Origin of the sequence: Salmonella sp. 741265055_HSA (assembly GCF_046569525.1) — a bacterium.
GTDB lineage: Bacteria > Pseudomonadota > Gammaproteobacteria > Enterobacterales > Enterobacteriaceae > Salmonella > Salmonella enterica.
Genome location: NZ_JBKFSQ010000009.1, coordinates 37,523 through 63,701 on the forward strand (window position 1 = coordinate 37,523; position 26,179 = coordinate 63,701).

The following is a 26,179-nucleotide window of genomic DNA, read 5'->3' on the forward strand; positions in this document are numbered from 1 at the left end:
TATTTCTGTATTCAAAAAGCACTAATACGCAATATTTTTAAAATTAAGACAATTCTTAATACAAAATAATTACAGAAAAGTAATAACGAATTACGCATAAAGAATGAGAGTTCAGGGGCCGCAGGAAAAGAGATTCGAAAGAACGCGCCTTCGAATCTCAAACCAATAGTCCAGATTAATGCAAATAAATAGTGATATTATCTAAAATAGCGAGGGGCAGCATAATACTCTACCATTTTATCCGCCAGCCAGCCGCCGTCTTCACCGTTAGAATGGATTGTCGTAATACTGATAGTGGAACCACCGCCCCATAAGATCGAAAAGACGTTAAAGTCCGGTAGGTTCAGCGCCTGCATCTGGCTCCAGTCATACCCTTTATCTTTACGTAAAAAGTCGCCGACGGTCGGGACGCCGTAAGTCGCGCTATTTAAGGCCGTATTGAGTAGCTGCAAAGAGAACGTGTCAGGATCGCTGCCAATGCGGGCGTCACCCATAAAAAAGGTTCCGCCGGATGCAAAGTGCGCAGCGCTGATTTTACTGACGCCCTCTTCTACTGTAGGCATATGGCCGCCAGGGATTTGCCACAGCATGGCGGGCGTCAGCAGCACTTTCGTCACCTGTTTGACCATCGCCAGGTAATTAAGCCAGCATGTCGCATTCCAGCCATAGTGGGCAAGCGCATCAGGACTGAAACAGTCACGCTCAAATTTATCAAACGCAATAAAGTCCGGCGCATATTCTCCGCTATAAACCCCCAGTTCATGAATAAATCCGGCGATCGCCTGCCCTTCAGCTACCGGATCAGCGGTATCGCGCAGCACCCAGTCCGCCGTTCCTGTCGCCCAGACATTCGTCTGCCAGCCAAAAGCCACATCCGGGGCAAACTGACGAACAAGATAGTTCACCGCCTGAATATAGCCGTAGAGATCGTCGCTAAACGTCGGCAACGAAGGCGCGATAAAGCCAGCCATCGCCGGTAATGCTTGTATCGCCGCCGCCAGTTGGGCATTCACCGGCACACTGTTTTTTTGTCGCACTACGGTGTAGCCATACGGTCCTTGCTGTAGCGCCCCCAGAAAATCCGGGTTAAGCACAAAGGTGGCCGGGACAGGATGCGTCTCATCTTTGTATGACTGCGCCGCCAGACACTGGGTAATAAAGTTACCAAAATGGTTACGTAGCTTTTGCGCATCCTGTAAATCCGCCAGGGCGCTACCACCGCTGGCATTCGCGGTATAAATAACCATTACCGGCATAACGCTACGCCCGGCTTCTTTTTCTATCTGGCGCACCAACGCAACGGTTTTATGGATCGGTAACGTCGCGTAATCCAGAAAACCGTCCCCGTTCACGTCAACCTCTGCGGCCGGAACCGGATCGCCGCCGCCGTCAAAACCATCGTATTTAAACAACGCGCTAAACGGTATATCGCGATAAAGAGAAACCGTCTCTGGCGCGTTAACCGTCACGCCGCCATGAGCAAGGTAATCAGGCCAACCTTTTACCTGTAGCGTCACGCCGGGCAGAAACTCCAGCGCCACATGGTTGACCTTTTGCAACAACCGTAGCGGCCCGGCCTGTTCACAACGCCACGGCACGCTGTCGATGAAAATATCGTCCGTCTGAACATCATACAGCCCGGGCGCAAAACGTAATGCCAACGTCTGCCGATCGCTACCGCTCTCCAGCATTAATGAGTATTGATATTTACCGCTGCTGAACAGATAACGCTGCGGCGCAACGCCATCAGGCAGGCCCAGTAGAGTGGCATCCACCGTCACGAAACTCGCCGTATCGATCGCTGCCTGCTGGTAAGCGACAGCAACCTCGGCAACCTGCGCCGCGGCAGGGATAAAACTCGTAAGCTGTATGGGTGCCGATATAAAGCGGTTATTAATCATCGCAGGCTGCAGATTGACCGTATAATGATGCCCCGCCAGTAGCCGGGTGATTAACTGCGGTTGGTTGGCGATAAGCGTGACAGTACGCTCATCCGCTTGCGTAGCATCGGCGATCTCAACGGTCAATTTCGCATTACCAAGCACAGGGGCGTCAATCATCAGACGCGCGCTGGCATAACGGACAATCGGCAGACAGGATACCTGGACCTGCGCGACGGCATCGCCGGATTGCAGCGTAACGGTAAAAGAGGACTCGACTGGCGCGATTTGCATCTCATCATTCGCCAGTACCGGTACGGTAAGCCGATACGTTCCTGCGCTAAGATCGCCTATTGTCAGCACCTCTCCCCACTCACCGACAACGCGCCGGGTTTCGCCGGCAGGAAACAGCAGCTCAATCGCCGGTTTAAGCGCCACGGTCTGCGTCATGGCAGGAAAGTGAACGCAAATTTTTCCCTGACGGGCAGGGTCATGGGCCAACGTCGCGCTCAAATCGCTGATGGCAACTGGCGTCTGCGTGGCGGCCAGATAGCACTGTAATTCGGCGGTATCCCCCGCCGCCAGCATCAGCGCGCCGTCATGATTAATGGTGATGGTATTCTTCTCGATGGGCCATCCCCCATCGCTGGCCAGCGTTACGGCCTGATTCCCCAGCATTGTTCCCTGAAACGGACTGTAGGGATCGGGGTGCGCGCTGGCCGTAAAATTCAGTTGAAGCTGATTGAGATCTATCGCCTGGGCGTAGAGGTTGGTCAGCGTAAAGGTGACGCGTTGATACCAACTCGCGGTATTCAACTCGCTAACGTTAAGCGTAAGGCCGTGTTCCTGAAGGTCGTTATCCTTTTCCGGCACATCGGGTTCAGCGGGTTGTTCATCTGCGGCGGGTATCGCTGGCGCCTCCTCATCGGATAGGGTTTCAGACTCTGCGTCTTCGGATGAAGATGACGCCAGCGTCAAGGTAATGGCGGACATTTTTACCGGCACCTGCGTCGCCGCGAGGCTGAAAGAAAGCGTCCCACGTTCGCCCGGCTGAAGAAGTAATGCATCGCTGTTATTAATGATGATGTTGTTAGTTTCCAGCGTGCCATACGAACTATCATTCAGCGTAAGCGGCAGGTTCCCTTTGAGCGTACCGCCGCTATTTCCCCATGGATCGATGTGCCCGGAAGCCGTGAATGATATTGCGGCATGGTTCATATCGACCGGATTACCGCTCTCATTGATGAAGGTTAAGGTGATTTTTTGATACCAGCTGTTGACGTCAAATGCGCTGGCATGAATGGAAATGGTCATGGTCTACTCTTCCTCTGTCCCTGGTGGAGAAAAGCCCCGGAAAACCGGGGCTTGAATCATGAAGCCCAATACATCGTGTTTAATACCGTGTATTAGTAAGCGCCAAGATCGGTCCATGCACCGCCGGCACCGCAGTTCAGGTCAGGCTGGTTGCCCATAGACCACCATTTCACCTGATAGTTATGGCCTTTCCAGCTAACGATTTCGAAAGAACCCCAGTTTGCGCCATAAACGGTCAAAGCATCCCACTGCGCGTAAGGTGACGTTTTGTCATCTGCTGGCGTATCATCCTCAGCCGGCGTGGTATCTTCTTCCTCGTCCGGTACAGGAACGATAATCTCTTCTTCTTCCTCCTCCGGTTCCGGTTGAACCTGAGATAGCGCAGGCACAGCCGTCAGAACAAAGCGCTGTTGAGAGGACGGTTCGTTGTAGCAGTCGCGTACAAACAGGGTGAACTGAAAGGCTGTTTTTTCGCTAACTTCCGGTACCACAACCTCAATGATTTCTGCAGTTTTGTCTGCCACAGCGATTTGCGAAGGCACGCCCCAGCTAAAGGACAGCTCATCGTTATCTTCATCAGAAGAACCTGCGCCAGACAGCTGTACCGTAGATCCGCCTACGACCATCAGTTCAATCGCCGCTTTCGGCGCGTGGTTGACCTTCTGCTCGTCGTCGCTATCGCTCTGCTCTTCATCATTTTCTACATTGATACCTTCGAAGTAGAACGGTTCCATATCGATAACTTCAGATTCGATTTCATAACCCAGACCTTCACGCACGGCGTTAACCAGCACGCCATTGTCCTGATCGATAGTCCAGGTAAACACGCCACCCAGGCCCAGTTTCGCTGCATATTCGCCTTTTGCTTTGACAGTACGCGGCGTATCCAGGGATAAAAACAGTTTAGATTCCGGGCTATACAGGTAGTCAGCGTCAGCGACCTGGTCGGTGTAAACATTGAAACCATTACGGCCTTTCTGGTTTTCCAGATCCAGGTAGCTATAAATGACGTCATACCATTCGCTGGTGCCGGATTCGAAAGAACCTGTAGTGTCACCTGTTCCTGGGTTATAAGAACCTTTCAGCGGCGACAGGGATTCAATTTCTACCTGACGAGCGTTACGGGTATAGCCGGCATAACCGATGTTGATACGGTCAGCGGAGAAGCCTTCCGCCAGCAGGTGATCAACGATGGTTTCGACAGCCCAGCCGCCCTCTTCCAGCGCTTTGCGGTTGGTGTGGTGGCCCAGCGTTTCCGCCCACGGCGTACCGAAGAAGTCATAGGTCATCAGGTTGATGCCATACAGGCCGGCAGCCAACAGATCTTTTACTTTCGCATAGTCAAAAATGGTAGTGACAGCAGAAGCGGCAATAGAGATCTTCACATTGCTCAGACCAGCGGAATCCAGCTGTTTACGCAGTTCGGCAATCAGCAGCGCGTAGTTAGCGCCATCTTCCGGACCAAACGGGTTGCCCGCCCCTTCATCGTTCGGGTATTCCCAGTCAATATCCACTTCGCTGAACATCGGGAACTGTTTGAACAGTTTCACCACGCCTTTGGCGAAGGTTTTACGAGAGGAGTCAGAAGCGGCGGTTTCGTGGAACCCGTTACTCATGCTCCAGCCGCCGATACTCATGGAGAGCGCCAGCGTGTGACCTGCGGCTTTCGCTTTTGCCTGCATATCACGCAGCGCGCCCAGCATACCTTTGGCGTTAGCCTGGGTCACGGTTTTCGGATCAACATCCCAGCCACTGGTTTCAAAACCCAGGTTGATATAAGACTGGAAATCGCCCCATGGATCGAGGAAGGTCGGCTCATATTTCACTTTGCCACACAGCGCTGCCGCTTCTGCTACGACGTCGCGGTTTTCTTTATCAATTTTTCTGAAACCGGTGATACCAACAAAGCCAAAAATCAGTTTGTCATAAGCCGTCGGTGACACATTGGTTAAATCATAACCACGGCCCGGTTGGGACATATTGCCTTGCAGACGGCTGTCATACTGTGACCAGTCGGTGTAATAACCGAATACCTTCGGTTTAGTCGTGGAGTTTTTATATTTATTGTATACCGGTTTCGCAACACGAGCGGAAGTATAGCTTATTTTATCATCGCTTGTTGCAGGGTCAAAACCATTCGCTGCATGGGTAGTTTCAGTAAGCGTATCGCCTTGAATCAGTTTGCTTGTAGCCATTTTCAAATTTCCTTTTACGTTTCAAAATTGTCGCAGCTCGTTCTGCGGGGTCCATAATCGTGACAGACATAAAAAATAGCTAATCACAAAACATCATCTTTTTAGATGACATAAAAATCATAAAAATGAGGTTAACAACGCCGTCTGCCGAAGAGAAAACAACACCTCTCAACGCCCGCTTACTCCGTTCTGGTGAGAACATAGTAAATATCATTTATCATGTAATTAAATATCATTTAATTACAATGAAATAATGTGATTACACTCGCTATAGACAATGACAATACAATAAAACCAGTGACATTTATTGGATTAAGACATTTCTCATACAATATAGTCACCACAGACAACCAGGATGTACATTTCTAAAGGAAGACGTTATGAAAACTTATATCATTAATAGCAACTGCATTTACAATGAAGGTAAATATGAACTGAGAACGGTCTCAAATTCACAGGTTATTAAAATGACTGCGATGAGAGCCAAATGTCTCAGTTTCATCATCGAGAATGCTCATCTGGAGATTATCGAGCGACAAAAAATAACCACCGCGTTATGGGGAAGTCGAAGCCACTATGTTAATGATGCAAATCTAACGCAGATTCTCTATTTAATCAGACGTGACCTTAAAGCGCTTGGTATTAACGATCTTCTTATTACCATTCCAAGACAAGGCCTCAAAGTGAATAGTGATATCGCCATTATCGCGACGGATAGCGAAACAAAGGGAAGAAAAAAACAGATTGTACGGCAAACCATCGCCGCCCTGACGACCGTATTTTCAGTAACGTTAGGTTCTCTCATGTATCTGCATATTCACTAAGCGAAGGAAAGGGAAGATGAATCCAATTATAGATGGAATTATTGCGCTTGAAGGCGGTTACGTATTTAACCCTAAAGATAAAGGCGGCGCCACCCATTGGGGCATTACCGAAGCCACGGCGCGAGCGCATGGCTATGCTGGCGATATGCGGGATCTGACCCGCGCTGAAGCCTACGCGATTCTCGAAGAGGATTACTGGATAAAACCAGGCTTTGATGTCATCTCGACGCTATCGTGGCCAGTCTCCTTCGAGCTGTGCGATGCGGCAGTCAACATAGGCGCTTACCACCCCAGTGCGTGGCTGCAACGCTGGTTGAACGTCTTTAATCACCAAGGTAAACGCTACCCGGATGTTCATGTGGATGGCAATATTGGCCCGCGGACGCTTGCCGCTCTCGAACATTATTTGGCCTGGCGAGGCCAGGAAGGAGAAGCCGTTTTGGTGAAAGCCCTCAATTGCAGTCAGGGCACGTACTACTTAAACGTTGCTGAGAAAAACCACAATAACGAACAATTTATTTATGGCTGGATCAAGAATAGAGTGACCTGAATCAGGCTTAAAAAAGACGCGTAAAAGGCTCACGGATGAGCCTGATATTGCGAATGATAATTAATCTGAACTATTTCCTTCGATAATTTTTTTAATCCGCCGCCCAAGAATTTTTAAGATCGGACTCGCGAAAACACCGCCTAAGCCTGCCGCCAACAGAACAATGTTGAAACTGCATTCTTTTTCGATCGCAATCGCGCTTAACAAGAAGCTGGTGAAGCAGGAAATCACGATCTGCGTTAAGCAATATTTAATACTTTCATGAGAACTATTATATTCTGTCTTATCTTTGCGTAAAAGATAGCTGACAAAGCCTCCCCACGCGCCAATCGAAATAATAGTGAGTAAGATCTCTAGCTCCAATAGCACAACTTCCGTTGTCGACACATGGTTGGGAATAGACATTTTAACACTCCGAAATCATTATAAATGAATAATTAACACAAGGAGTGTAAGCGCCCTGTCAGGAGGGTGAAAATCAAAGCACATCATTTAAAACCATATTAAATCAAAGCGTAAAAATGAGGTGTATTAGCGACGAAATGAGGAAAGCGTTTGTAACATACTTACCATCTCATTAATCGTCGATATATTTCTACTATTTTTATTCCAGGATGCATAGACCTGAACTGACTTAAAAGCCAGTTCGGGCGGAGGCTGAATAAATTTAATGTCATATTTACGATGATTTTTATAAAAAAGCGCTAATTTTAAAGGCATCAATGCAATCAATGAGGTTCTTTCGATCATGCTCACCAAACCGTTAAGCGAATCACTGCGGTAGCCGACAATACGCCTGCCAGTATAGTAAAGCTCATCCTTAAATAACTCGCTATCATGATATATCACTGAAGCCCCCATCCCCGGCTGATATAACGCATGACGCGAAGAATAAAAATGATGTAGCGACAGTTGTGACAGGGTACTCAGCATGTGTTTACTGCTACAGATACAAACAAATGATTTAAAACTATCAATAATTTGATTCTCTATGCCGGACTCCAGCAAAGGTTCGGCACCAATCAACAGATCGCCTTGCGCAGTAAACAGAAGTTCGCTGATACGCTCCCGACTCATATTTCTGACAGTAAAATGATTTATCAAAATACGCTCAAATATATCGCTGTTATAGAGCTGAGAAAGATAATAGCTTTCAACAATATCACTGCCTAATAACGTTATCTGGAATGCTTCATCTTTTTTGCTATTACAGAGAAATGTGTCATCCACCAGTTTCATCACCTGACTGAAATTTTGGTGAATGTCGACAGCCTTGGCTGTGGGGATGAGCCCGCCTTTCCCTCTGCTAAACAGTTCTTCCGGGTAATAACTCTGCAGGCGCTTTAACGCCAGAGAGACAGCAGCCGGTGTAATGCCTAACTTTTTTGCCGCCATAGCCGCATTTCCTGACAAAATAACAGCGTCAAGAATTTTGATTAAATTATAATCAAAGCTCTTGTTGGCACCTTTCGATCCCATTCGCTGTCTGCCTCCGGAAACTAAAAAAAGCAATATAGATAATACTCAAGATAAATCAATTCACAGCATCTAAAAAAGCAATCGTTAATGTCATCACATCACGTTTTTTTAAAGAATGAGCGTATACAAACCTGCTGATTAACATCAATTTGTTTATCAGTAAAACAAAATACCAACAAATGAGAGGATACGATGCGTTTAGCAGAAGCCTGGGCGCGTACAGGCAGAAAAAAGCCCGGATAAACACCCGGGCTGAAGAAAAATACAACGGGAAAAAGGCTAGCGAGTCAAATCGTCAAAGAATTTTTTCACGCCGTCAAAGAAGCTTTTTGAACGCGGGCTGTTTTTCTCTCCCGTCGGGCCGCCAAAACTTTCCTGAAGATCTTTTAGCAATTGCTTCTGTTTTTCGCTCAGACCGACCGGCGTTTCAACCACCACACGGCACAGCAAATCGCCCTGCGCGCCACCGCGTACGGACTTCACGCCTTTGCCGCGCATACGGAACAGCTTGCCCGTTTGTGTTTCGCTCGGCACTTTCAGCATCACGCGACCATCTAACGTCGGCACTTCAATTTCACCGCCGAGCGCCGCCATCGCAAAGTTGATCGGCACTTCGCAATAAAGATTATTGCCTTCACGCTCGAAAATAGGGTGTTGTTTCACCTGGACCTGAACGTACAAGTCGCCTGCCGGTGCGCCATGCTCGCCCGCTTCGCCCTCGCCTGCCAGACGAATACGATCTCCGGTATCCACGCCCGCCGGGATTTTAACGGACAGAGTTTTGCTCTTTTCCACACGCCCATGACCGTGACATTTATGACACGGATCTTTGATCAGCGTACCGCGTCCCTGACAGTGTGGGCAGGTCTGCTGTACAGCAAAGAATCCCTGGCGCATCTGTACCTGACCAGAACCATGACAGGTCGGACAGGTTTGCGGTTGCGTGCCCGCTTTCGCGCCGCTGCCGTGGCAAACGTCGCACTCCTCCAGCGTCGGAATACGGATCTCTTTGGTCACGCCACGCACCGCTTCTTCCAGGGTGAGATCCATGTTATAACGCAAATCAGCCCCACGCGCCGCACGTTGGCGACCACGCCCGCCGCCAAAGATATCGCCAAAAACGTCACCAAAGATATCACTGAAATCAGCGCCGCCATTAAAGCCGCCGCCAAATCCGCCGCCCATACCGCCTTGTTCAAACGCGGCGTGACCATACTGATCGTAGGCTGCGCGTTTTTGCGCATCGGTCAGCACTTCATAGGCTTCTTTAATCTCTTTAAATTTAGCTTCGGCCTCTTTATCACCCTGATTGCGGTCCGGATGATATTTCATGGCCAGGCGCTTATACGCCTTTTTGATTTCACGCTCTTCCGCTGTTTTGGAAACGCCTAAAATCTCGTAGTAATCTCTTTTCGCCATCTCTTTTTATCTGCCCTTAACATGCATGCACGGGCGGAGAGGAAACCTCTTCGCCCGTGCCAGTAATTACCCGTTCAAAGGGCGATTATTTTTTATCTTTTACTTCTTCAAACTCAGCGTCGACAACGTCGTCATCTTTCGCGTTGTTTGCAGAAGCGTCAGCGGAGCCAGCCTGCTGCTGCGCATGTTGCTGCTGAGCGATTTCCATCAGTTTCTGGGAAACCTGCGCCAGTTCCTGCATTTTCGCTTCGATAGCGGCTTTATCTTCGCCTTTCAGGGCAGTTTCCAGCGCGCTCAGCGCAGACTCGATAGCGGTTTTGTCATCAGCCGGCAGTTTATCGCCTGCTTCTTCAACCTGCTTACGGGTGCTGTGCAGCAGATGGTCGCCCTGGTTACGGGTCTGAACCAGCTCTTCGAACTTACGGTCGGATTCAGCGTTCGCTTCTGCATCGCGAACCATTTTCTGAATTTCTTCCTCGTTCAGACCAGAAGATGCCTTGATGGTGATCTTCTGCTCTTTACCGCTATTTTTGTCTTTCGCGGAGACGTGCAGGATACCGTCAGCATCGATATCGAAGGTGACTTCGATCTGCGGCATACCGCGCGGCGCCGGGTTGATGCCATCCAGGTTGAACTGACCCAGAGATTTGTTATCAGACGCACGTTTACGCTCACCCTGCAGCACATGGATGGTTACCGCAGACTGGTTGTCTTCCGCAGTAGAGAACACCTGGCTGTGCTTGGTCGGGATGGTGGTGTTTTTGGTGATAAGCGGAGTCATCACGCCACCCATCGTTTCGATACCCAGAGACAGCGGGGTAACGTCCAGCAGCAGTACGTCTTTTACATCACCGGTCAATACGCCGCCCTGTACCGCTGCGCCGATAGCCACAGCTTCGTCCGGGTTAACGTCTTTACGCGGCTCTTTACCAAAGAACTCAGCCACTTTTTTCTGCACCATTGGCATACGGGTCTGACCGCCGACGAGGATCACGTCGTTGATATCAGACACGGACAGGCCAGCGTCCTGCAGTGCGACTTTCAGCGGCTCGATAGAACGGTTCACCAGATCTTCAACCAGGCTTTCCAGTTTCGCACGAGTCACTTTGATGTTCATGTGTTTCGGACCGGTGGCATCTGCGGTAATGTACGGCAGGTTCACGTCGGTCTGCTGCGCAGAAGACAGCTCGATTTTGGCTTTTTCTGCGGCTTCTTTCAGGCGCTGCATGGCCAGCGGATCGTTACGCAGGTCAATGCCCTGATCTTTCTTAAACTCGTCAACGAGGTAGTTGATCAGGCGGGTATCGAAGTCTTCACCACCCAGGTGGGTATCACCGTTGGTTGCCAGAACTTCAAAGGTTTTTTCGCCATCAACTTCGTCGATTTCGATAATAGAGATATCGAAAGTACCACCACCGAGGTCGTAAACCGCGATAGTACGGTTGCCGACTTCTTTATCCAGACCGTAAGCCAGCGCTGCGGCAGTCGGTTCGTTGATGATACGTTTAACTTCCAGCCCCGCGATACGACCAGCATCTTTGGTAGCCTGACGCTGCGCATCGTTAAAGTAAGCCGGTACGGTGATAACCGCTTCAGTTACCGGTTCGCCCAGATAATCTTCAGCCGTTTTCTTCATTTTCTTCAGCACTTCGGCAGAAATCTGCGGCGGTGCCATTTTCTGACCTTTCACATCAAGCCATGCGTCGCCGTTGTCGGCGCCGATGATTTTGTACGGCATGATAGAAACGTCACGTTGAACTTCTTCGTCCTGGAAGCGGCGGCCAATCAGGCGTTTAATCGCAAACAGGGTGTTTTGCGGGTTTGTCACTGCCTGACGTTTAGCCGGCTGACCAACCAGAGTTTCACCATCCTGGGTATAAGCAATGATAGAAGGCGTAGTGCGATCGCCCTCGGCGTTCTCCAGCACGCGTGCCTGCGTTCCATCCATAATCGCTACACAAGAGTTGGTAGTACCCAGGTCGATACCAATAATTTTACCCATCTAAACGTCTCCACTAAAAATTCGGTCATCATGTGGTTGTGAATCTGTAATAAGGGCGAAACGTGCGGTTTCAACTACCCTGAATCGTTTTTTTTCAGACTCACCACTGCGGTTGACTACAAGATGGGGTCGTAACCCACGTCATCAAGGGGGAGATGAAAAAATTTTTTAGTGACGAGAGGGCGCGATGGAAAACCAGACAGATAAACATTCATGAAATAAATTAAACAACGAATACTATTCACAGAAAAATTGTAATAAAAAGAAAAGATTACAAAACTGAATCGTTGTCATGAGCAGAGTATGATAGACGGTAATTGCTTATTGAACCCGTCAAAGAGAAATTCCATGCGATCTGTGTTAACGATTTCCGCCGGCCTGCTTTTCGGCCTGGCGTTAAGTAGCGTCGCGCACGCGAACGACCATAAAATACTGGGTGTTATTGCCATGCCCAGAAATGAAACGAACGATCTCGCGCTGAAAATTCCCGTCTGCCGCATCGTGAAGCGCATTCAACTCACGGCGGATCACGGCGACATCGAACTTAGCGGCGCATCCGTCTATTTTAAAACTGCGCGTAGCGCCAGCCAAAGCCTGAACGTCCCTTCCTCAATCAAAGAGGGCCAGACGACAGGCTGGATCAATATTAATAGCGATAACGACAACAAACGCTGCGTATCAAAGATTACTTTCTCAGGCCATACGGTAAATTCTTCCGATATGGCGAGACTTAAAGTCATTGGCGACGATTAATCGCTGTTATTTCTATTCCAAAAGCCAGACTGAAAATGAACGTCACCTATTTACACGACAAGGATTTAGACTTTCTTCAGCATTGTAGCGAAGAACAACTCGCCGATTTCGCCCGTTTGCTGACGCATAACGAAAAGGGTAAAGCTCGCTTGTCGAGCGTCCTTAGTCATAACGAGCTGTTCAAAGCGATGGAAGGTCACCCGGAGCAACACCGCCGTAACTGGCAGCTCATTGCCGGTGAGTTTCAGCATTACGGCGGCGACAGTATCGCCAACAAATTGCGCGGACACGGAAAACAGTACCGCGCGATTCTGCTGGATGTCGCAAAACGGCTAAAACTCAAAGCAGATAAAAGCATGTCGACGTTTGAAATAGAACAGCAACTGCTGGAGCATTTTTTACGTCATACCTGGCAGAAGATGGACGCGGCGCATAAGCAGGAATTTCTGCAAGCCGTAGACGCCAAAGTTTCTGAACTGGAAGAACTGCTGCCGCTGCTCATGAAAGATCGCAGTCTGGCAAAAGGGGTCTCCCACCTGCTTTCCACCCAGCTTACCCGCATTTTGCGTACCCATGCCGCAATGAGCATCCTGGGTCACGGATTACTGCGCGGCGCAGGTCTTGGCGGCCCGGTCGGCGCGGCGTTAAACGGCGTCAAAGCGATGAGCGGCAGCGCGTATCGCGTGACTATTCCGGCGGTGTTGCAAATAGCCTGCCTGCGACGAATGATGGCAGCCGTTCAGGCGTGAATGCCCTCACAGGGGGAAATATTTTCTTTTCCCCCTTATTAGATCATAGACAGTCCTCTTCCCCCTGATTATTATGCCGCGCCCCGAATACGGAACTCGTTATTCTGGGAAACTATTTCACCATTCAATTATGATGATTTTGAGGAATTATGGGCAACACTAAGTTGGCTAATCCGGCACCGCTGGGCCTGATGGGCTTCGGCATGACCACCATTCTGCTTAACCTGCACAATGCCGGTTTTTTCGCCCTGGACGGTATTATTCTGGCGATGGGGATTTTCTACGGCGGTATCGCGCAAATTTTTGCCGGTCTGCTGGAGTATAAAAAAGGCAATACCTTTGGTTTAACGGCCTTTACCTCTTACGGTTCGTTCTGGCTGACGCTGGTCGCTATCCTGCTGATGCCGAAAATGGGCCTGACGGATGCGCCTGACGCTCAGCTACTCGGCGCTTATTTAGGTCTGTGGGGCGTGTTCACGCTGTTTATGTTCTTTGGTACGCTGAAAGCCGCCCGCGCGCTGCAATTTGTTTTCCTGAGCCTGACCGTGCTGTTCGCTCTGCTGGCGGTCGGCAATATCACCGGTAACGAAGCCATTATCCATATCGCAGGCTGGGTTGGTCTGGTTTGCGGCGCCAGCGCTATTTATCTGGCGATGGGTGAAGTGCTAAACGAGCAATTTGGCCGCACTATTCTGCCAATCGGCGAGGCACACTAAATCTCTTTTATTCCTCCCGCACCGGGAGGAATAACCCTACTATCAGTATTTTCCGGTCAGGCCGACATATTCTCACGTCTGGCGCTCTTCGGACGGAAAGCGGCAACCACTTCCGGCGCGGTTTCGACATATGGCCCGTCAAGCAGTTGTATGCAATACGGCACGCTCGCAAAAATGCCCGGCACGCTAACGCTGCCATCGTCCGCTTTTACGCCTTCCAGCGTTTCTTTGATCGATTTTGGCTGTCCAGGCAGATTAAGAATTAACGCCTGTTTACGGATAACGCCCACCTGGCGGGAAAGAATGGCTGTCGGCACAAAGCGCAGGCTGATCTGGCGCATCTGCTCGCCAAAACCTGGCATTTCACGGTCGGCGATGGCAAGGGTCGCGTCCGGCGTGACGTCGCGACGCGCCGGACCGGTACCGCCAGTGGTCAGCACCAGATGACAGCTCATCTCATCCACCAGCTCGCATAAGGTCTGTTCGATGATCGCCTGTTCATCCGGGATCAGTCGCGTTTGCAGCTCAAAAGGGGTGGTAAGGGCAGATGCCAGCCACTCTTCAAGGGCCGGGATACCTTTATCCTGGTAAACGCCGCTGGAAGCACGGTCAGAAATGGAAACCAGGCCAATGCGTAAAGTATTCATGATTATTCCGTTTAAACAGTCTCGTTAAACAGAATGATACACTGCGAAGGGAAGGACAGACAGGTTTCAGAAGAGGTAGCGTGACCCATATCAGGGCCACGCGTTAATGATTACAGCAGATCGCCGATCATTTTTTCCAGTTTTTCCTGGTCTACCGCAAACCTACGGATACCGTCCGCCAGTTTGTCCACCGCCATGGGGTCCTGGTGATGCTGCCACAGGAACTCGGCTTCGGTAATGCGTTCCGGACGCGCTTTGACTTCGCCGGAGAAAGAGAGCTTACGCTCAATCGCCCCTTCGCTTTCCGCCAGTTCTTTCAGCAATGCCGGCGCGATAGTCAGACGGTCGCAGCCCGCCAGCTCCAGAATTTCGCCTACGTTACGGAAGCTTGCGCCCATAACGACGGTTTCGTAACCATGCTGTTTGTAGTACTCGTAGATTTCCGTTACGGAAACCACGCCCGGATCTTCATCTGGCGCATAGTCTTTCTTGTCGGTATTGGCTTTATACCAGTCAAGAATACGACCTACGAACGGCGAGATCAGGTAGACGCCCGCTTCGGCGCACGCACGCGCCTGCGCGAAGGAGAACAGCAGCGTCAGGTTACAGTTGATGCCTTCTTTTTCGAGCTGTTCGGCTGCGCGAATGCCCTGCCAGGTGGACGCCAGCTTGATCAGGATACGATCGTTGCTGATACCCGCATCATTGTAGAGTTTAATGATACGTTTTGCTTTGGCGATAGACGCTTCAGTGTCATAAGACAGACGCGCGTCAACTTCGGTAGAAATACGCCCCGGCACCAGCTTCAGGATTTCCAGGCCAATATTCACCGCCAGCTTATCGGTCGCGTCAACAACCTGCTGCGCGCGGTCGCTGCTCTGCTGCTTCGCCCAGGCGACAGCATCGTCAATCAGCTTACGATATTCCGGGATTTGCGCTGCGTTAAGAATGAGAGAAGGGTTAGTTGTAGCATCCTGCGGCTGGTACAGCTTCATTGCCGCGATATCTCCGGTATCAGCCACTACGGTGGTGAACTGACGAAGGGAGGTCAATTTGTCCGTCATGATAGAGTTTCTCTTTAAACAGCTTGTTAGGGGATGTAACCGGTCTACCCTGATGATAACACGACGCACTCACAGCGCAACCGCCTACATGCACCTGGCTGCCCTTGTGGATTGTTTGCGTATCTGCCAATGGTTGATGCGCAATTAAAGGATGCCGCCGTATTTATGGTAAACTGCCGTTAATATTAGCCTGACAAGGTCATCTACATCATGGGTCACGCTTATACAGGATCATCAAAGCGTGCCGGCATCAACAAGAGGGACGTTAATGCCTGAGTTTTTCAGTTTTATTAACGAAATACTCTGGGGCTCGGTAATGATTTACCTGCTGCTCGGCGCAGGATGTTGGTTTACCTGGCGTACCGGATTCATTCAGTTTCGTTATATTCGCCAATTTGGCCGCAGTCTGAAAGGCAGCCTTAGCCCGCAGCCAGGCGGCCTGACGTCATTTCAGGCGCTGTGTACCAGCTTCGCGGCGCGGATTGGCAGCGGTAATCTGGCCGGCGTGGCGCTGGCTATCGCCGCAGGCGGCCCCGGCGCGGTATTCTGGATGTGGGTCTCGGCCATCATTGGCATGGCGACCTCCTTCGCCGAGTGTTCGCTTGCCCAACTTTATAAAGAACGTGACCCGACAGGCCAGTTCCGCGGCGGCCCGGCGTGGTATATGGCGCGCGGGCTGGGAATGCGCTGGATGGGCGTGGTTTTCGCCCTCTTTCTGCTCGTCGCCTACGGGTTGATTTTTAATAGCGTGCAGGCGAATGCCGTCTCACGCGCGCTCCATTTCGCCTTCAACATTCCGCCGCTTATCTCCGGCATTGCTCTGGCGTTCTGTGCCCTGTTAATTATCATTCGCGGCATCAAAGGCGTCGCCCGCCTGATGCAATGGCTGATTCCCATCATCGCGTTATTGTGGGTCGCCGGCAGCGTGTTCATTTGCCTCTGGCATATTGAGCAAATGCCTGGCGTTATCGCCTCGATAGTCAAAAGCGCATTTGGCTGGCAGGAAGCCGCGGCAGGCGCAGCCGGATATACGCTCACTCAGGCTATTACCAGCGGTTTTCAGCGTGGGATGTTCTCTAATGAAGCGGGAATGGGGTCAACGCCTAATGCGGCCGCAGCGGCAACGTCGTATCCCCCTCACCCTGTCGCGCAGGGGATTGTGCAAATGATTGGCGTATTCAGCGACACCATTATCATCTGTACCGCCAGCGCGATGATTATCCTGCTGGCGGGGAATCACGCGTCCCATTCGTCAACAGAAGGCATTCAGCTTCTCCAACATGCAATGGTTTCGTTGACCGGTGAATGGGGCGCCAGTTTTGTCGCGCTTATCGTCATTCTGTTCGCGTTCAGTTCTATCGTCGCCAACTATATTTACGCCGAGAACAATCTGTTTTTTCTGCGGTTACATAACGCAAAGGCCATCTGGCTATTACGCCTTGCGACGCTTGGCATGGTTATTGCCGGTACGCTTATCAGTTTTCCGCTGATATGGCAGCTCGCAGACATGGTAATGGCCTGTATGGCCATTACCAATCTGACGGCGATTTTGTTGCTCTCACCGGTGGTGTATACCCTCGCCAGCGATTATCTGCGACAACGGAAACTGGGCGTAAGACCGCAGTTCGATCCGCGGCGCTTCCCGGATATCGAACCACAACTGGCGCCAGACACCTGGGATGCGGCATCGCGCGATTAAGCCGACAATCGCAACCATCGGTCAACTCTGCGGCGTTTTTTTGCTAAAGTCGCAGAAAATTCCCTGCAAGGACTGGATATGCTGATTCTGATTTCACCTGCAAAAACGCTTGATTATCAAAGCCCGCTGGCCACGACCCGCTATACCCAGCCGGAGCTGTTGGATCACAGCCAGCAGCTTATTCAACAGGCCCGCCAGCTTTCGGCGCCGCAAATTTCCAGGCTGATGGGAATTAGCGACAAACTGGCGGATCTCAACGCCACGCGTTTTCATGACTGGCAGCCTCATTTTACGCCGGATAATGCACGCCAGGCGATTCTGGCGTTCAAAGGCGATGTTTATACCGGCTTACAGGCGGAAACGTTCAACGACGCGGATTTTGATTTTGCTCAACAGCATCTGCGCATGCTCTCTGGCTTGTATGGCGTATTGCGCCCGCTGGATTTAATGCAGCCTTATCGTCTGGAGATGGGGATTCGCCTGGAGAATCCGCGCGGCAAAGATCTTTATCAATTCTGGGGCGATATCATTACCGATAAGCTCAACGAAGCGCTTGAGGCGCAGGGCGATCGGGTGGTGGTGAATCTGGCCTCCGAGGAATATTTTAAATCGGTGAAGCCGAAGAAACTGAATGCCGAACTGATTAAGCCCGTGTTCCTTGATGAGAAAAACGGCAAGTTTAAGGTGGTAAGCTTCTACGCCAAAAAAGCGCGCGGACTGATGAGCCGTTTTATTATTGAAAACCGCTTAACGAAGCCGGAACAGCTTACCGCGTTTGACCGTGAAGGGTATTTCTTTGATGAAGAAACCTCCACACAAGACGAGCTGGTCTTTAAACGCTACGAGCAGTAACGGCATCGCCGGATGGCGGCTACGCCTTATCCGGCCTACAAATCGACACCACCCCATAGGCCCGGTAAGCGACAGCGCCACCGGGCGCAATGGTTACTGGCGGGTCATCATCAGCTTACGCAGGGCGGCAAAATCCGCAGGCAGATGATGTGAAAGCAGCGGCAGATCGGCGCGTTCGGCGAGCGCTTCAGGCAAGGCCAGCGTTTCTCCCAGAATGGACTCCACGCTTTCTTTAAACTTCGCCGGATGCGCCGTGCCGAGAAACAAGCCATACTCGCCAGGGTTTAACTGGTCGCGTAATGCCCGATACGCTACCGCCGCATGAGGTTCCGAGATATAACCTTTCGCTTTCAGCTCGCGCATCGTCTGTTGTGTCGTAGTGTCATCCACCGCCGCATAGCCCAACTCAGTCAGACGCCAGATTTTACGGCGGAACAGCTCCTCCACGCGCGGCCAGTTATTCGGCTGGCTGACATCCATCGCATTCGACAGGGTCGCCTGCGTCGCTTTCGGCGCCCACTTCCCGTCCTGCAGGAAACGCGGCACCGTATCGTTAATGTTGGTAGCGGCGATAAAGCGTTTCACCGGTAGGCCTAACGACTTCGCCAGCAGCCCTGCCGTCAAATCGCCAAAGTTGCCGCTGGGGACGGAGATCACCAGTTGGTTACGCGCCTCCTGCGGCAGTTGCGCCACGGCTTCAAAGTAGTAGCAAATTTGCGCCAACAGGCGGCTGATATTAATCGAATTAGCTGAATTCAGCCCCAGCGCCGTTTTCAGATCTTCGTCATCAAATGCCTGTTTCACCAGCGCCTGGCAAGCGTCGAAATCGCCGTCGATCGCCACGGTTTCAATGTTGCCGCCCAACGTACAGAACAGTTTTTCCTGCAACGGACTGATTTTACCGCGCGGGTAGAGAATGACGACCCGCACATTTTCCAGGCCATAGAACGCGTGAGCCACCGCCGCGCCGGTATCGCCTGACGTTGCGGTCAGAATCGTCACCGGTTTGTCGCCGCTGATATGCGTCAGCATTTGCGCCATAAAACGCCCGCCGAAGTCTTTAAAGGCCAGCGTCGGACCATGGAACAGCTCCAGGCAGCCGACATCGCTTTCTACCTGCGCTACCGGTGCCGGGAACGCAAACGCCGCGCGGACGCGCTCTTCCAGAATGTGCTGCGGTATTTCATCGCCAATAAATGCCGAGAGGATCTTTGCGCTACGGCTGACAAAGTCCTGGTTGAGCATCTCATCAATTTCCGTCAGGCTAAACTCCGGCAGTTCGTGCGGAAAAAAAAGTCCCTGCTGTTTGCCCAGTCCTTGCGTGACGGCCTGCGCAAAGCTGACCTGCTCATTATGGTCTTTCAGATTATAGAGTTTCATTGATTATCCCACTACTCGTGCGCCCGCCGTATCCAGCCGGCAAATATGAACGAAGCCTTCCTGATTTTGCAGATAATGTTTGCTCAGCCAGTCCGCGACGCGCTGCGCCGTCTCCGGTTTATCGCATAGCGCAAACAGCGTCGGCCCCGATCCGGAAATCCCGCTCGCCAGCGCGCCGATCTCCGATACCGCCTGCCGCGCCTGGCTAAAGCCCGGCAGTAAACGCGCGCGGTATGGTTCGGCAATAACATCTTTCATCAGCGCGGCGGCAAGCTGCGGCTGCCGCGAGTAACAGGCGTGAATAAAACCGGCCAGATGCCGTCCATGCGCAATGCAATCCTGACGGCGATACTGCGCGGGCAAAATAGCCCGCGCTTCTGCGGTGGAAACTTTAATGCCCGGATAAGCCAGTACCCATAGCCACTCATCAAAGCCCGGCACCTGCTGACTAATAATGCCGTTTTCTTCAATCATCAACTGCATACCGCCAAGAAAGCACGGCGCGACGTTATCGTAATGGATGCTGCCGGAGATACGGCCTTCCAGCTCGCCCATCAGCGCCAACAGACGCGTGTCGTTTAACGGTTTGCCGCAGTACTCATTCATCGCGACCAGCGCAGCGACGACGGAACAGGCGCTGGACCCTAACCCGGAACCAATCGGCATATTTTTTTCCAGCGTCATCGCCACCGGGATGGATTTCCCCAATGCCTGGCAAAAACGTTCCCAGCACTGATAAACAATATTTTCACGCGGCTCCGGCGGCAATTTATCGGCAAATCGCCCCAGGTTATGCAGGCGGAAATGGTCCGCTGCTTCAACGGATACCACATCGCCCAGCAACGTGCCGTCAACGGGTGTGACGGCTGCGCCCAACACGTCGAAACCGACGCTCATGTTCGCGCTGGAAGCCGGGGCATACACTTTCACCATGTTAAACTCCTAACTTCCATGAGAGGGTCCGTAACAGATCGGCAAACACGCCCGCCGCCGTCACATCATTGCCTGCGCCGTAGCCGCGCAGCACCAACGGCAAGGGCTGATAATAGTGGCTGTAGAACGCCAGCGCGTTTTCACCGTTTTTCACTTTGAAGAGCGGATCGTTACCATCAACTTCGGCAATCTTCACGCGGCACACGCCATCCTCTTCGATATTGCCCACATAGCGCAATACCTTACCTTCATCACGAGCTTTCGCCACACGGGCGGCAAACGCGTCGTCAAGCTGCGGCAGATGCGCCATAAAGGCGGTCACATCGCCGGAGGCGTCAAACTCGTCCGGCAACACCGGTTCAATCACGATATCGGAAAGCTCCAGCTCGCGGCCCGTCTCGCGGGCGAGGATCAACAGTTTCCGCGCCACATCCATACCGGAAAGATCGTCGCGCGGATCCGGTTCGGTATAGCCCATCTCGCGCGCCAGAGCGGTCGCCTGTGAGAGACTCATCCCCTCTTCCAGTTTACCGAAAATAAAAGAGAGCGACCCGGAAAGAATGCCGGAAAATTTTTGCAGTTCATCACCCGCATTCAGCAGGTTTTGCAGGTTTTCGATTACTGGCAAACCGGCGCCGACGTTAGTGTCATACAAGAATTTGCGCCGTGATTGCGCGGCGGCAAAACGTAGCTGATGGTAGTAGTCCATCGACGAGGTGTTCGCTTTCTTGTTTGGCGTCACCACATGGAATCCTTCACGCAGGAAGTCGGCATACTGGTCGGCCACCGCCTGACTGGAGGTACAATCAACAATCACCGGATTGAGTAGATGATATTCTTTCACCAGGCGAATTAAGCGTCCCAGATTGAACGGCGCGTTCGCTTGCGCCAGCTCCGCCTGCCAGTTATCCAGATTCAGGCCATGCACATTGGTTAGCAACGCCTTCGAGTTCGCCACGCCGCACACGCGTAGATCGATGTGCTTGTTTTTCAGCCAGGTTTGTTGACGTTTAAGCTGTTCCAGTAGCGCGCCGCCGACGCCGCCGACGCCAATGACAAACACTTCAATCACCTGATCGGTATTGAACAGCATCTGGTGCGTTACCCGCACGCCGGTGGTGGCATCGTCGTTATTCACCACCACAGAAATGGAACGCTCAGAAGATCCCTGAGCGATCGCCACGATATTGATATTGGCCCGCGCCAGCGCGGCGAAGAATTTCGCTGAAATGCCGCGTAGCGTGCGCATACCGTCGCCGACAACAGAGATAATCGCCAACCGCTCAGTAACCGCCAGCGGCTCCAGCAGCCCCTCTTTCAGCTCCAGATAGAACTCATCCTGCATCGCACGCCGGGCACGCGCGCAGTCACTCTGCGGCACACAGAAGCTGATGCTGTACTCAGAGGAGGACTGGGTAATGAGCACCACCGAGATCCCGGCGCGAGACATGGCGGCGAAAACACGCGCCGCCATCCCAATCATCCCTTTCATTCCCGGGCCGGAGACGCTAAACATCGCCATGTTGTTAAGGTTAGAGATCCCTTTAACTGGCAGATTATCATCGTCGCTGGATGCGCCGATCAGCGTTCCTGGCGCCTGTGGATTGCCGGTATTTTTAATCAGACAGGGGATCTGGAACTGGGCGATAGGCGTAATGGTGCGAGGGTGAAGGACTTTGGCGCCGAAGTAAGAGAGTTCCATCGCTTCCTGGTAGGACATCGATTTCAGCAGCCTGGCGTCCGGCACCTGACGCGGGTCACAGGTATACACGCCATCGACGTCAGTCCAGATTTCACAGCAGTCAGCGCGTAAACAGGCGGCCAGCACGGCGGCGGAATAGTCGGAACCATTACGGCCCAGTACCACCAGTTCACCCTTTTCATTACCGGCGGTAAAACCCGCCATCAGGATCATGTGATCGGCCGGGATCTGGCTGGCGGCGATACGGCGAGTCGATTCCGCGATATCGACGGTAGATTCAAGGTAATGGCCCACCGCCAGCAATTTTTCTACCGGATCGATCACCGTGACGCGATGTCCACGCGCCTCCAGGAGGCCCGCCATAATCGCGATCGACATTTTTTCGCCACGGCAAATCAGCGCGGCGTTGATGCTGTCCGGGCACTGACCCAGCAGGCTGATACCATGCAAAACATGTTTGATCTGAGCGAATTCTTGTTCGACAACCATTTTCAACCGTGCAAGCGGGAATCCCGGCTGCGCGCTGGCAAGTCCTGCGAGCAGGTCAGAAAAAATACGTTCGGCATCGCTGATATTCGGCAAAGCATCCTGACCGCCGATAGTTTTTTCAATCATCGCCACCAGATGGTTGGTAATTTTCGCGGGGGCGGAAAGTACGGTCGCTACCTGCCCTTGCCTGGCATTGCTTTCCAGAATATCGGCAACTCGCAGAAAACGTTCTGCATTTGCCACTGATGTACCGCCGAACTTCAACACTCGCATGGTTGTTACCTCGTGATCTCTGGTCGAAAAAAAAGCCCGCACTGTTCAGGTGCGGGCTTTTTTCTGTGTTTCCTGTACGCGTCAGCCCGCACCGTTACCTGTGGTAATGGTGATGGTGGTAATGGTGGTGGTGCTGATGCGGTTCATGGATGTTGTGTACTCTGTCATTTTTATTTGTCTGTCTTGTATTCCTATATTGGTTAAAGTATCTGCCCGCCTAAGTCAATAAATTTTTAAATTGATCACATTCCGAAACTTGTTCATGTGCTGCTGGCGATATATTTATTTTCGACCAATTCCCCCTGTCACGGTCTCTTGCAACCAGACGTAATCTCTTATTATTTTAAAAATTACAGCACGTTATTTTGTTAGTTTTTTTTCAATATCGTGGACCAAACGGTGCAACATTACCGTATCTCGCTGTCCCAGCAGGCCGATTCGCTGTTGTAGCCAGTCGGTTAATTTGTGGTCATCGGCCGCCTCCAGAGTCGTTAGCAGGCGTAAAAGGCGCGCGCGTAACGCCTGTAACTGCGATTCATCAGCAATATCAACGGATTCTGTGGTCTGTTGCATTAAACCTGCTAATTGATAGCAATACACCATGACCGCCTGACCCAGATTGAGCGAAGGGTAATCCGCCGCCATCGGCACGCCGGTCAATACATCCGCCAGCGCCAGCTCGTCATTGGTCAGACCGGAATCCTCACGGCCAAAAACCAGCGCGGCATGACGCATCCAGCGTGATTTTTCCTGTAATAAGGGAACCAGTTCAGCGGGCGAAGCGTAGTAATGAAATTTTGCCCGGCTGCGGGCTGTCGTCGCTACGGTAAAATCAACATCGTGGAGTGCGTCGGCAAGGGTGTGGAAAACCTCAATATTATCAATAATATCTCCAGATCCATGTGCGACCCAACGGGTGGCGGGCTCCAGGTGTGCCTGGCTGTCGACAATACGCAGGTCAGTAAATCCCATGGTCTTCATAGCCCGGGCGGCTGCGCCGATATTTTCCGCTCTGGCGGGAGCGACAAGAACGATTGTTACACGCATTTCATTACTCTTTTTTGACTAATTTACAGGAAATTAGCTGGCGTTTGTAAGCATATTACGCTTCGCAAATTTACAAAATTTTAACGGATATCACTGAAAAAGCATTTTTGATTTCGTAAAAGACGCTACACTATTGCGTATCTGTACTATTGCTGTTTATGTTAACAGAACATCGTTATCCTGCTGTTTATTTAGGATAATTTAATTTAAAATAGATCCTGCTCTTTGGATTCATCGCATTTATTAGTTGGCTTACGTAACTAGTTGGAATATTGCAAATTTGTGATGAAAGCTAGCATTTAGCTACGATGATTTCATCAAACTGTTAACGTGCTACAATTGAACTTGATATATGTCAACGAAGCGTAGTTTTATTAGGTGTCCGGTACGTCTTAGCCTGTTATGTTGCTGTTAAAATGGTTAGGATGACAGCCGTTTTTGACACTGTCGGGTCCAGAGGGAAAGTACCCACGACCAAGCTAATGATGTTGTTGACGTTGATGGAAAGTGCATCAAGAACGCAATTACGTACTTTAGTCATGTTACGCCGATCATGTTAATTTGCGACATGCATCAGGCAGGTCAGGGACTTTTGTACTTCCTGTTTCGATTTAGTTGGCAATTTAGGTAGCAAACATGCAGACCCCGCACATTCTTATCGTTGAAGACGAGTTGGTAACACGCAACACGTTGAAAAGTATTTTCGAAGCGGAAGGCTATGATGTATTCGAAGCGACAGATGGCGCGGAAATGCATCAGATCCTCTCTGAATATGACATCAACCTGGTGATCATGGATATCAATCTGCCAGGGAAAAACGGTCTCCTGTTAGCGCGTGAACTGCGTGAACAGGCTAACGTTGCGCTGATGTTCCTGACGGGCCGCGATAACGAAGTCGACAAAATTCTCGGCCTCGAAATCGGCGCGGATGATTACATCACCAAACCGTTTAACCCACGTGAATTGACCATCCGTGCCCGCAACCTGCTGTCCCGTACCATGAACCTGGGTACCGTCAGCGAAGAGCGTCGTAGCGTTGAAAGCTACAAGTTCAACGGTTGGGAACTGGATATCAACAGTCGTTCACTGATCGGCCCGGACGGCGAGCAGTATAAACTACCGCGCAGCGAGTTCCGCGCGATGCTTCACTTCTGCGAAAACCCTGGCAAAATTCAGTCACGCGCAGAGCTGTTGAAGAAAATGACCGGCCGCGAGCTGAAGCCGCATGACCGTACTGTTGACGTTACCATTCGTCGTATTCGTAAGCATTTCGAATCCACGCCGGATACGCCGGAAATCATCGCCACCATTCACGGCGAAGGTTATCGCTTCTGCGGCGACCTGCAGGATTAATTCGGCCCAGGCGCCAAACCGTAAAAACAGTCGGTAAGTTATTCTTACTGGCTGTTTCTTATGCCCCCCTCCGCTAAGCGGCCTCGCTTTCCCTCCTGACCTGCCGTTATGACGTACTCTTTTACATAAAAATTGTCGTATAGCGCTGTTTATCTCAGCTTGCGAAAGTTAAGGTAGTTTGTGTATTTACATTAAAGAGTAATACACGGGATTTGTTGGTCCCCAAAAAATAAGGGGATGCTCACAGGACGTGAGGTTTCACAGGATGAAAAAATCACCATTATGCTGCTACCTGTTTTGTGCAGCGATGTCAGCTTCATCAGCCGCGCTGGCTGCTACCGCGCCGGTCTCCGCAGGCGTTATTCATTTCAAAGGCCAGATTGTCGAATATGGTTGTAATCTTGCGCCTCACGATCGCAACATCGAGGTATCATGTTTGCGGAATAATATCCCCCATTTGCAGACAGTCGCCACACCGTCTGGAAACGCTATTTCGTTGATGAATGGAATCGCCACGGTACAGTACATGTCGTTAAAAGATCATCCGGAGATTCAAAGTTTGATCGTCCAGTACCGCTAACCGCTTATGGCTCCCGCCGGGAGGAATTTCGGCAGGCGACGATTTCGCTCAGTAAAGCGCCGCCCGCCTGCATTTTGTACTTTTCTCTCATTCGTATCCTCCAACAGCGATGTTCATCGCTTCGCTATCCTGTACGCTATACGCGCTTGTTAAGCACTGTACCTATGATAGCTGTCATAAAATGATTGCAAATAAAATCATCATATTTACTATGGTTAACCTTAAAAACAGCGTTGTCGCTCATACATTGATAAGGTGAATGCATTGACTTAAATATTC

Annotated in this window: 23 protein-coding genes and 1 other annotated feature; of the genes, 9 read left to right on the top strand and 14 right to left on the bottom strand. The window is 51.1% G+C overall.

What is annotated here, in order from left to right; all coding sequences use genetic code 11:
* Positions 1–197: 197 nt before the first annotated feature.
* Positions 198–3,194, bottom strand: coding sequence for a chitinase (locus ACLD4K_RS07225; protein WP_411011613.1), 2,997 nt, complete (start codon positions 3,192–3,194; stop codon positions 198–200).
* 92 nt (positions 3,195–3,286) lie between these two features.
* Positions 3,287–5,389 (bottom strand): glycosyl hydrolase family 18 protein, encoded by a 2,103-nt coding sequence (locus tag ACLD4K_RS07230; protein ID WP_183059811.1) that lies wholly within the window; start codon positions 5,387–5,389, stop codon positions 3,287–3,289.
* Positions 5,390–5,769: 380 nt separating this feature from the next.
* Here ACLD4K_RS07230 and ACLD4K_RS07235 point away from each other — a divergent pair, with 380 nt between their 5' ends.
* A complete protein-coding gene (locus ACLD4K_RS07235) occupies positions 5,770–6,213 on the top strand; it encodes a transcriptional regulator (protein WP_183059812.1) in 444 nt (147 codons plus the stop codon).
* A 16-nt stretch (positions 6,214–6,229) separates the two neighbouring features.
* On the top strand, positions 6,230–6,763 hold the full coding sequence (locus ACLD4K_RS07240) for a glycoside hydrolase family 108 protein (RefSeq protein WP_001068135.1): 534 nt from the start codon (positions 6,230–6,232) through the stop codon (positions 6,761–6,763).
* 60 nt (positions 6,764–6,823) lie between these two features.
* On the opposite strand, the gene ACLD4K_RS07245 is transcribed toward ACLD4K_RS07240, so the two are convergent.
* From ACLD4K_RS07245 to dnaK, 4 genes are all read right to left on the bottom strand, one after another.
* A complete protein-coding gene (locus ACLD4K_RS07245) occupies positions 6,824–7,168 on the bottom strand; it encodes a phage holin family protein (protein WP_183059813.1) in 345 nt (114 codons plus the stop codon).
* Positions 7,169–7,294: 126 nt separating this feature from the next.
* Positions 7,295–8,242: a LysR family transcriptional regulator gene (locus ACLD4K_RS07250; RefSeq protein WP_411011614.1), complete on the bottom strand. Its 948-nt coding sequence runs from the start codon at positions 8,240–8,242 to the stop codon at positions 7,295–7,297.
* A gap of 279 nt (positions 8,243–8,521) precedes the next feature.
* Positions 8,522–9,661: a molecular chaperone DnaJ gene (gene dnaJ, locus ACLD4K_RS07255; RefSeq protein ID WP_001119009.1), complete on the bottom strand. Its 1,140-nt coding sequence runs from the start codon at positions 9,659–9,661 to the stop codon at positions 8,522–8,524.
* Between the two features lie 85 nt (positions 9,662–9,746).
* Positions 9,747–11,663, bottom strand: coding sequence for a molecular chaperone DnaK (gene dnaK, locus ACLD4K_RS07260; RefSeq protein WP_000516126.1), 1,917 nt, complete (start codon positions 11,661–11,663; stop codon positions 9,747–9,749).
* 348 nt (positions 11,664–12,011) lie between these two features.
* Here dnaK and ACLD4K_RS07265 point away from each other — a divergent pair, with 348 nt between their 5' ends.
* The 3 genes from ACLD4K_RS07265 to satP all read left to right on the top strand — a co-directional run bounded on the left by ACLD4K_RS07265 (position 12,012) and on the right by satP (position 13,881).
* Positions 12,012–12,416: a DUF2541 family protein gene (locus ACLD4K_RS07265; RefSeq protein WP_001258084.1), complete on the top strand. Its 405-nt coding sequence runs from the start codon at positions 12,012–12,014 to the stop codon at positions 12,414–12,416.
* Positions 12,417–12,451: 35 nt separating this feature from the next.
* Complete coding sequence (msyB, locus tag ACLD4K_RS07270) at positions 12,452–13,165, top strand: acidic protein MsyB (protein WP_411011615.1); 714 nt, start codon at positions 12,452–12,454, stop codon at positions 13,163–13,165.
* Between the two features lie 149 nt (positions 13,166–13,314).
* Complete coding sequence (gene satP / locus ACLD4K_RS07275; RefSeq protein ID WP_000528525.1) at positions 13,315–13,881, top strand: acetate uptake transporter; 567 nt, start codon at positions 13,315–13,317, stop codon at positions 13,879–13,881.
* 56 nt (positions 13,882–13,937) lie between these two features.
* Here the strand turns inward: satP and mog are convergent, their stop codons facing one another.
* Together mog and tal are read right to left on the bottom strand one after the other, a co-directional pair.
* A complete protein-coding gene (gene mog / locus ACLD4K_RS07280) occupies positions 13,938–14,528 on the bottom strand; it encodes a molybdopterin adenylyltransferase (RefSeq protein ID WP_038390295.1) in 591 nt (196 codons plus the stop codon).
* Between the two features lie 110 nt (positions 14,529–14,638).
* Entirely contained in the window at positions 14,639–15,592 is a 954-nt protein-coding gene (gene tal / locus ACLD4K_RS07285; RefSeq protein ID WP_411011616.1) for a transaldolase B, read from the bottom strand.
* A gap of 268 nt (positions 15,593–15,860) precedes the next feature.
* Here tal and ACLD4K_RS07290 point away from each other — a divergent pair, with 268 nt between their 5' ends.
* Positions 15,861–17,291, top strand: a complete 1,431-nt coding sequence (locus ACLD4K_RS07290) for an alanine/glycine:cation symporter family protein (protein ID WP_411011617.1) — start codon at positions 15,861–15,863, stop codon at positions 17,289–17,291.
* A 78-nt stretch (positions 17,292–17,369) separates the two neighbouring features.
* A complete protein-coding gene (gene yaaA, locus ACLD4K_RS07295) occupies positions 17,370–18,143 on the top strand; it encodes a peroxide stress protein YaaA (protein WP_000906175.1) in 774 nt (257 codons plus the stop codon).
* Positions 18,144–18,236: 93 nt separating this feature from the next.
* On the opposite strand, the gene thrC is transcribed toward yaaA, so the two are convergent.
* From thrC to yjjY, 6 genes are all read right to left on the bottom strand, one after another.
* The gene (gene thrC, locus ACLD4K_RS07300) at positions 18,237–19,523 is read right to left on the bottom strand and encodes a threonine synthase (protein WP_183059818.1); all 1,287 of its coding nucleotides are present in this window, start codon (positions 19,521–19,523) and stop codon (positions 18,237–18,239) included.
* A 3-nt stretch (positions 19,524–19,526) separates the two neighbouring features.
* Entirely contained in the window at positions 19,527–20,456 is a 930-nt protein-coding gene (gene thrB, locus ACLD4K_RS07305; protein ID WP_411011618.1) for a homoserine kinase, read from the bottom strand.
* A 1-nt stretch (position 20,457) separates the two neighbouring features.
* A complete protein-coding gene (thrA, locus tag ACLD4K_RS07310) occupies positions 20,458–22,920 on the bottom strand; it encodes a bifunctional aspartate kinase/homoserine dehydrogenase I (RefSeq protein WP_001264677.1) in 2,463 nt (820 codons plus the stop codon).
* Between the two features lie 25 nt (positions 22,921–22,945).
* Positions 22,946–23,066: a sequence feature (Thr leader region), on the bottom strand.
* Complete coding sequence (gene thrL, locus ACLD4K_RS07315) at positions 23,002–23,067, bottom strand: thr operon leader peptide (protein WP_001575544.1); 66 nt, start codon at positions 23,065–23,067, stop codon at positions 23,002–23,004. (Overlaps the previous feature by 65 nt.)
* Before the next feature lie 213 nt (positions 23,068–23,280).
* On the bottom strand, positions 23,281–23,967 hold the full coding sequence (locus ACLD4K_RS07320; RefSeq protein ID WP_001266769.1) for a tRNA/rRNA methyltransferase: 687 nt from the start codon (positions 23,965–23,967) through the stop codon (positions 23,281–23,283).
* A 400-nt stretch (positions 23,968–24,367) separates the two neighbouring features.
* Entirely contained in the window at positions 24,368–24,508 is a 141-nt protein-coding gene (yjjY, locus tag ACLD4K_RS07325; protein WP_001541509.1) for a protein YjjY, read from the bottom strand.
* 95 nt (positions 24,509–24,603) lie between these two features.
* On the opposite strand from yjjY, the gene arcA reads away from it, so the two are divergent.
* Both arcA and ACLD4K_RS07335 read left to right on the top strand, forming a co-directional pair.
* Positions 24,604–25,320: a two-component system response regulator ArcA gene (gene arcA, locus ACLD4K_RS07330; RefSeq protein ID WP_001194359.1), complete on the top strand. Its 717-nt coding sequence runs from the start codon at positions 24,604–24,606 to the stop codon at positions 25,318–25,320.
* 265 nt (positions 25,321–25,585) lie between these two features.
* Positions 25,586–25,900: a hypothetical protein gene (locus tag ACLD4K_RS07335; RefSeq protein WP_411011619.1), complete on the top strand. Its 315-nt coding sequence runs from the start codon at positions 25,586–25,588 to the stop codon at positions 25,898–25,900.
* Positions 25,901–26,179: the final 279 nt, after the last annotated feature.

Coding starts and splice junctions, on each gene's coding strand:
- ACLD4K_RS07225 (WP_411011613.1), bottom strand. CDS start 3,194: ATGACCATTTCCATTCATGCCAGCGCATTTGACGTCAACAGCTGGTAT.
- ACLD4K_RS07230 (WP_183059811.1), bottom strand. CDS start 5,389: ATGGCTACAAGCAAACTGATTCAAGGCGATACGCTTACTGAAACTACC.
- ACLD4K_RS07235 (WP_183059812.1), top strand. CDS start 5,770: ATGAAAACTTATATCATTAATAGCAACTGCATTTACAATGAAGGTAAA.
- ACLD4K_RS07240 (WP_001068135.1), top strand. CDS start 6,230: ATGAATCCAATTATAGATGGAATTATTGCGCTTGAAGGCGGTTACGTA.
- ACLD4K_RS07245 (WP_183059813.1), bottom strand. CDS start 7,168: ATGTCTATTCCCAACCATGTGTCGACAACGGAAGTTGTGCTATTGGAG.
- ACLD4K_RS07250 (WP_411011614.1), bottom strand. CDS start 8,242: ATGGGATCGAAAGGTGCCAACAAGAGCTTTGATTATAATTTAATCAAA.
- dnaJ (WP_001119009.1), bottom strand. CDS start 9,661: ATGGCGAAAAGAGATTACTACGAGATTTTAGGCGTTTCCAAAACAGCG.
- dnaK (WP_000516126.1), bottom strand. CDS start 11,663: ATGGGTAAAATTATTGGTATCGACCTGGGTACTACCAACTCTTGTGTA.
- ACLD4K_RS07265 (WP_001258084.1), top strand. CDS start 12,012: ATGCGATCTGTGTTAACGATTTCCGCCGGCCTGCTTTTCGGCCTGGCG.
- msyB (WP_411011615.1), top strand. CDS start 12,452: ATGAACGTCACCTATTTACACGACAAGGATTTAGACTTTCTTCAGCAT.
- satP (WP_000528525.1), top strand. CDS start 13,315: ATGGGCAACACTAAGTTGGCTAATCCGGCACCGCTGGGCCTGATGGGC.
- mog (WP_038390295.1), bottom strand. CDS start 14,528: ATGAATACTTTACGCATTGGCCTGGTTTCCATTTCTGACCGTGCTTCC.
- tal (WP_411011616.1), bottom strand. CDS start 15,592: ATGACGGACAAATTGACCTCCCTTCGTCAGTTCACCACCGTAGTGGCT.
- ACLD4K_RS07290 (WP_411011617.1), top strand. CDS start 15,861: ATGCCTGAGTTTTTCAGTTTTATTAACGAAATACTCTGGGGCTCGGTA.
- yaaA (WP_000906175.1), top strand. CDS start 17,370: ATGCTGATTCTGATTTCACCTGCAAAAACGCTTGATTATCAAAGCCCG.
- thrC (WP_183059818.1), bottom strand. CDS start 19,523: ATGAAACTCTATAATCTGAAAGACCATAATGAGCAGGTCAGCTTTGCG.
- thrB (WP_411011618.1), bottom strand. CDS start 20,456: ATGGTGAAAGTGTATGCCCCGGCTTCCAGCGCGAACATGAGCGTCGGT.
- thrA (WP_001264677.1), bottom strand. CDS start 22,920: ATGCGAGTGTTGAAGTTCGGCGGTACATCAGTGGCAAATGCAGAACGT.
- ACLD4K_RS07320 (WP_001266769.1), bottom strand. CDS start 23,967: ATGCGTGTAACAATCGTTCTTGTCGCTCCCGCCAGAGCGGAAAATATC.
- yjjY (WP_001541509.1), bottom strand. CDS start 24,508: ATGACTAAAGTACGTAATTGCGTTCTTGATGCACTTTCCATCAACGTC.
- arcA (WP_001194359.1), top strand. CDS start 24,604: ATGCAGACCCCGCACATTCTTATCGTTGAAGACGAGTTGGTAACACGC.
- ACLD4K_RS07335 (WP_411011619.1), top strand. CDS start 25,586: ATGAAAAAATCACCATTATGCTGCTACCTGTTTTGTGCAGCGATGTCA.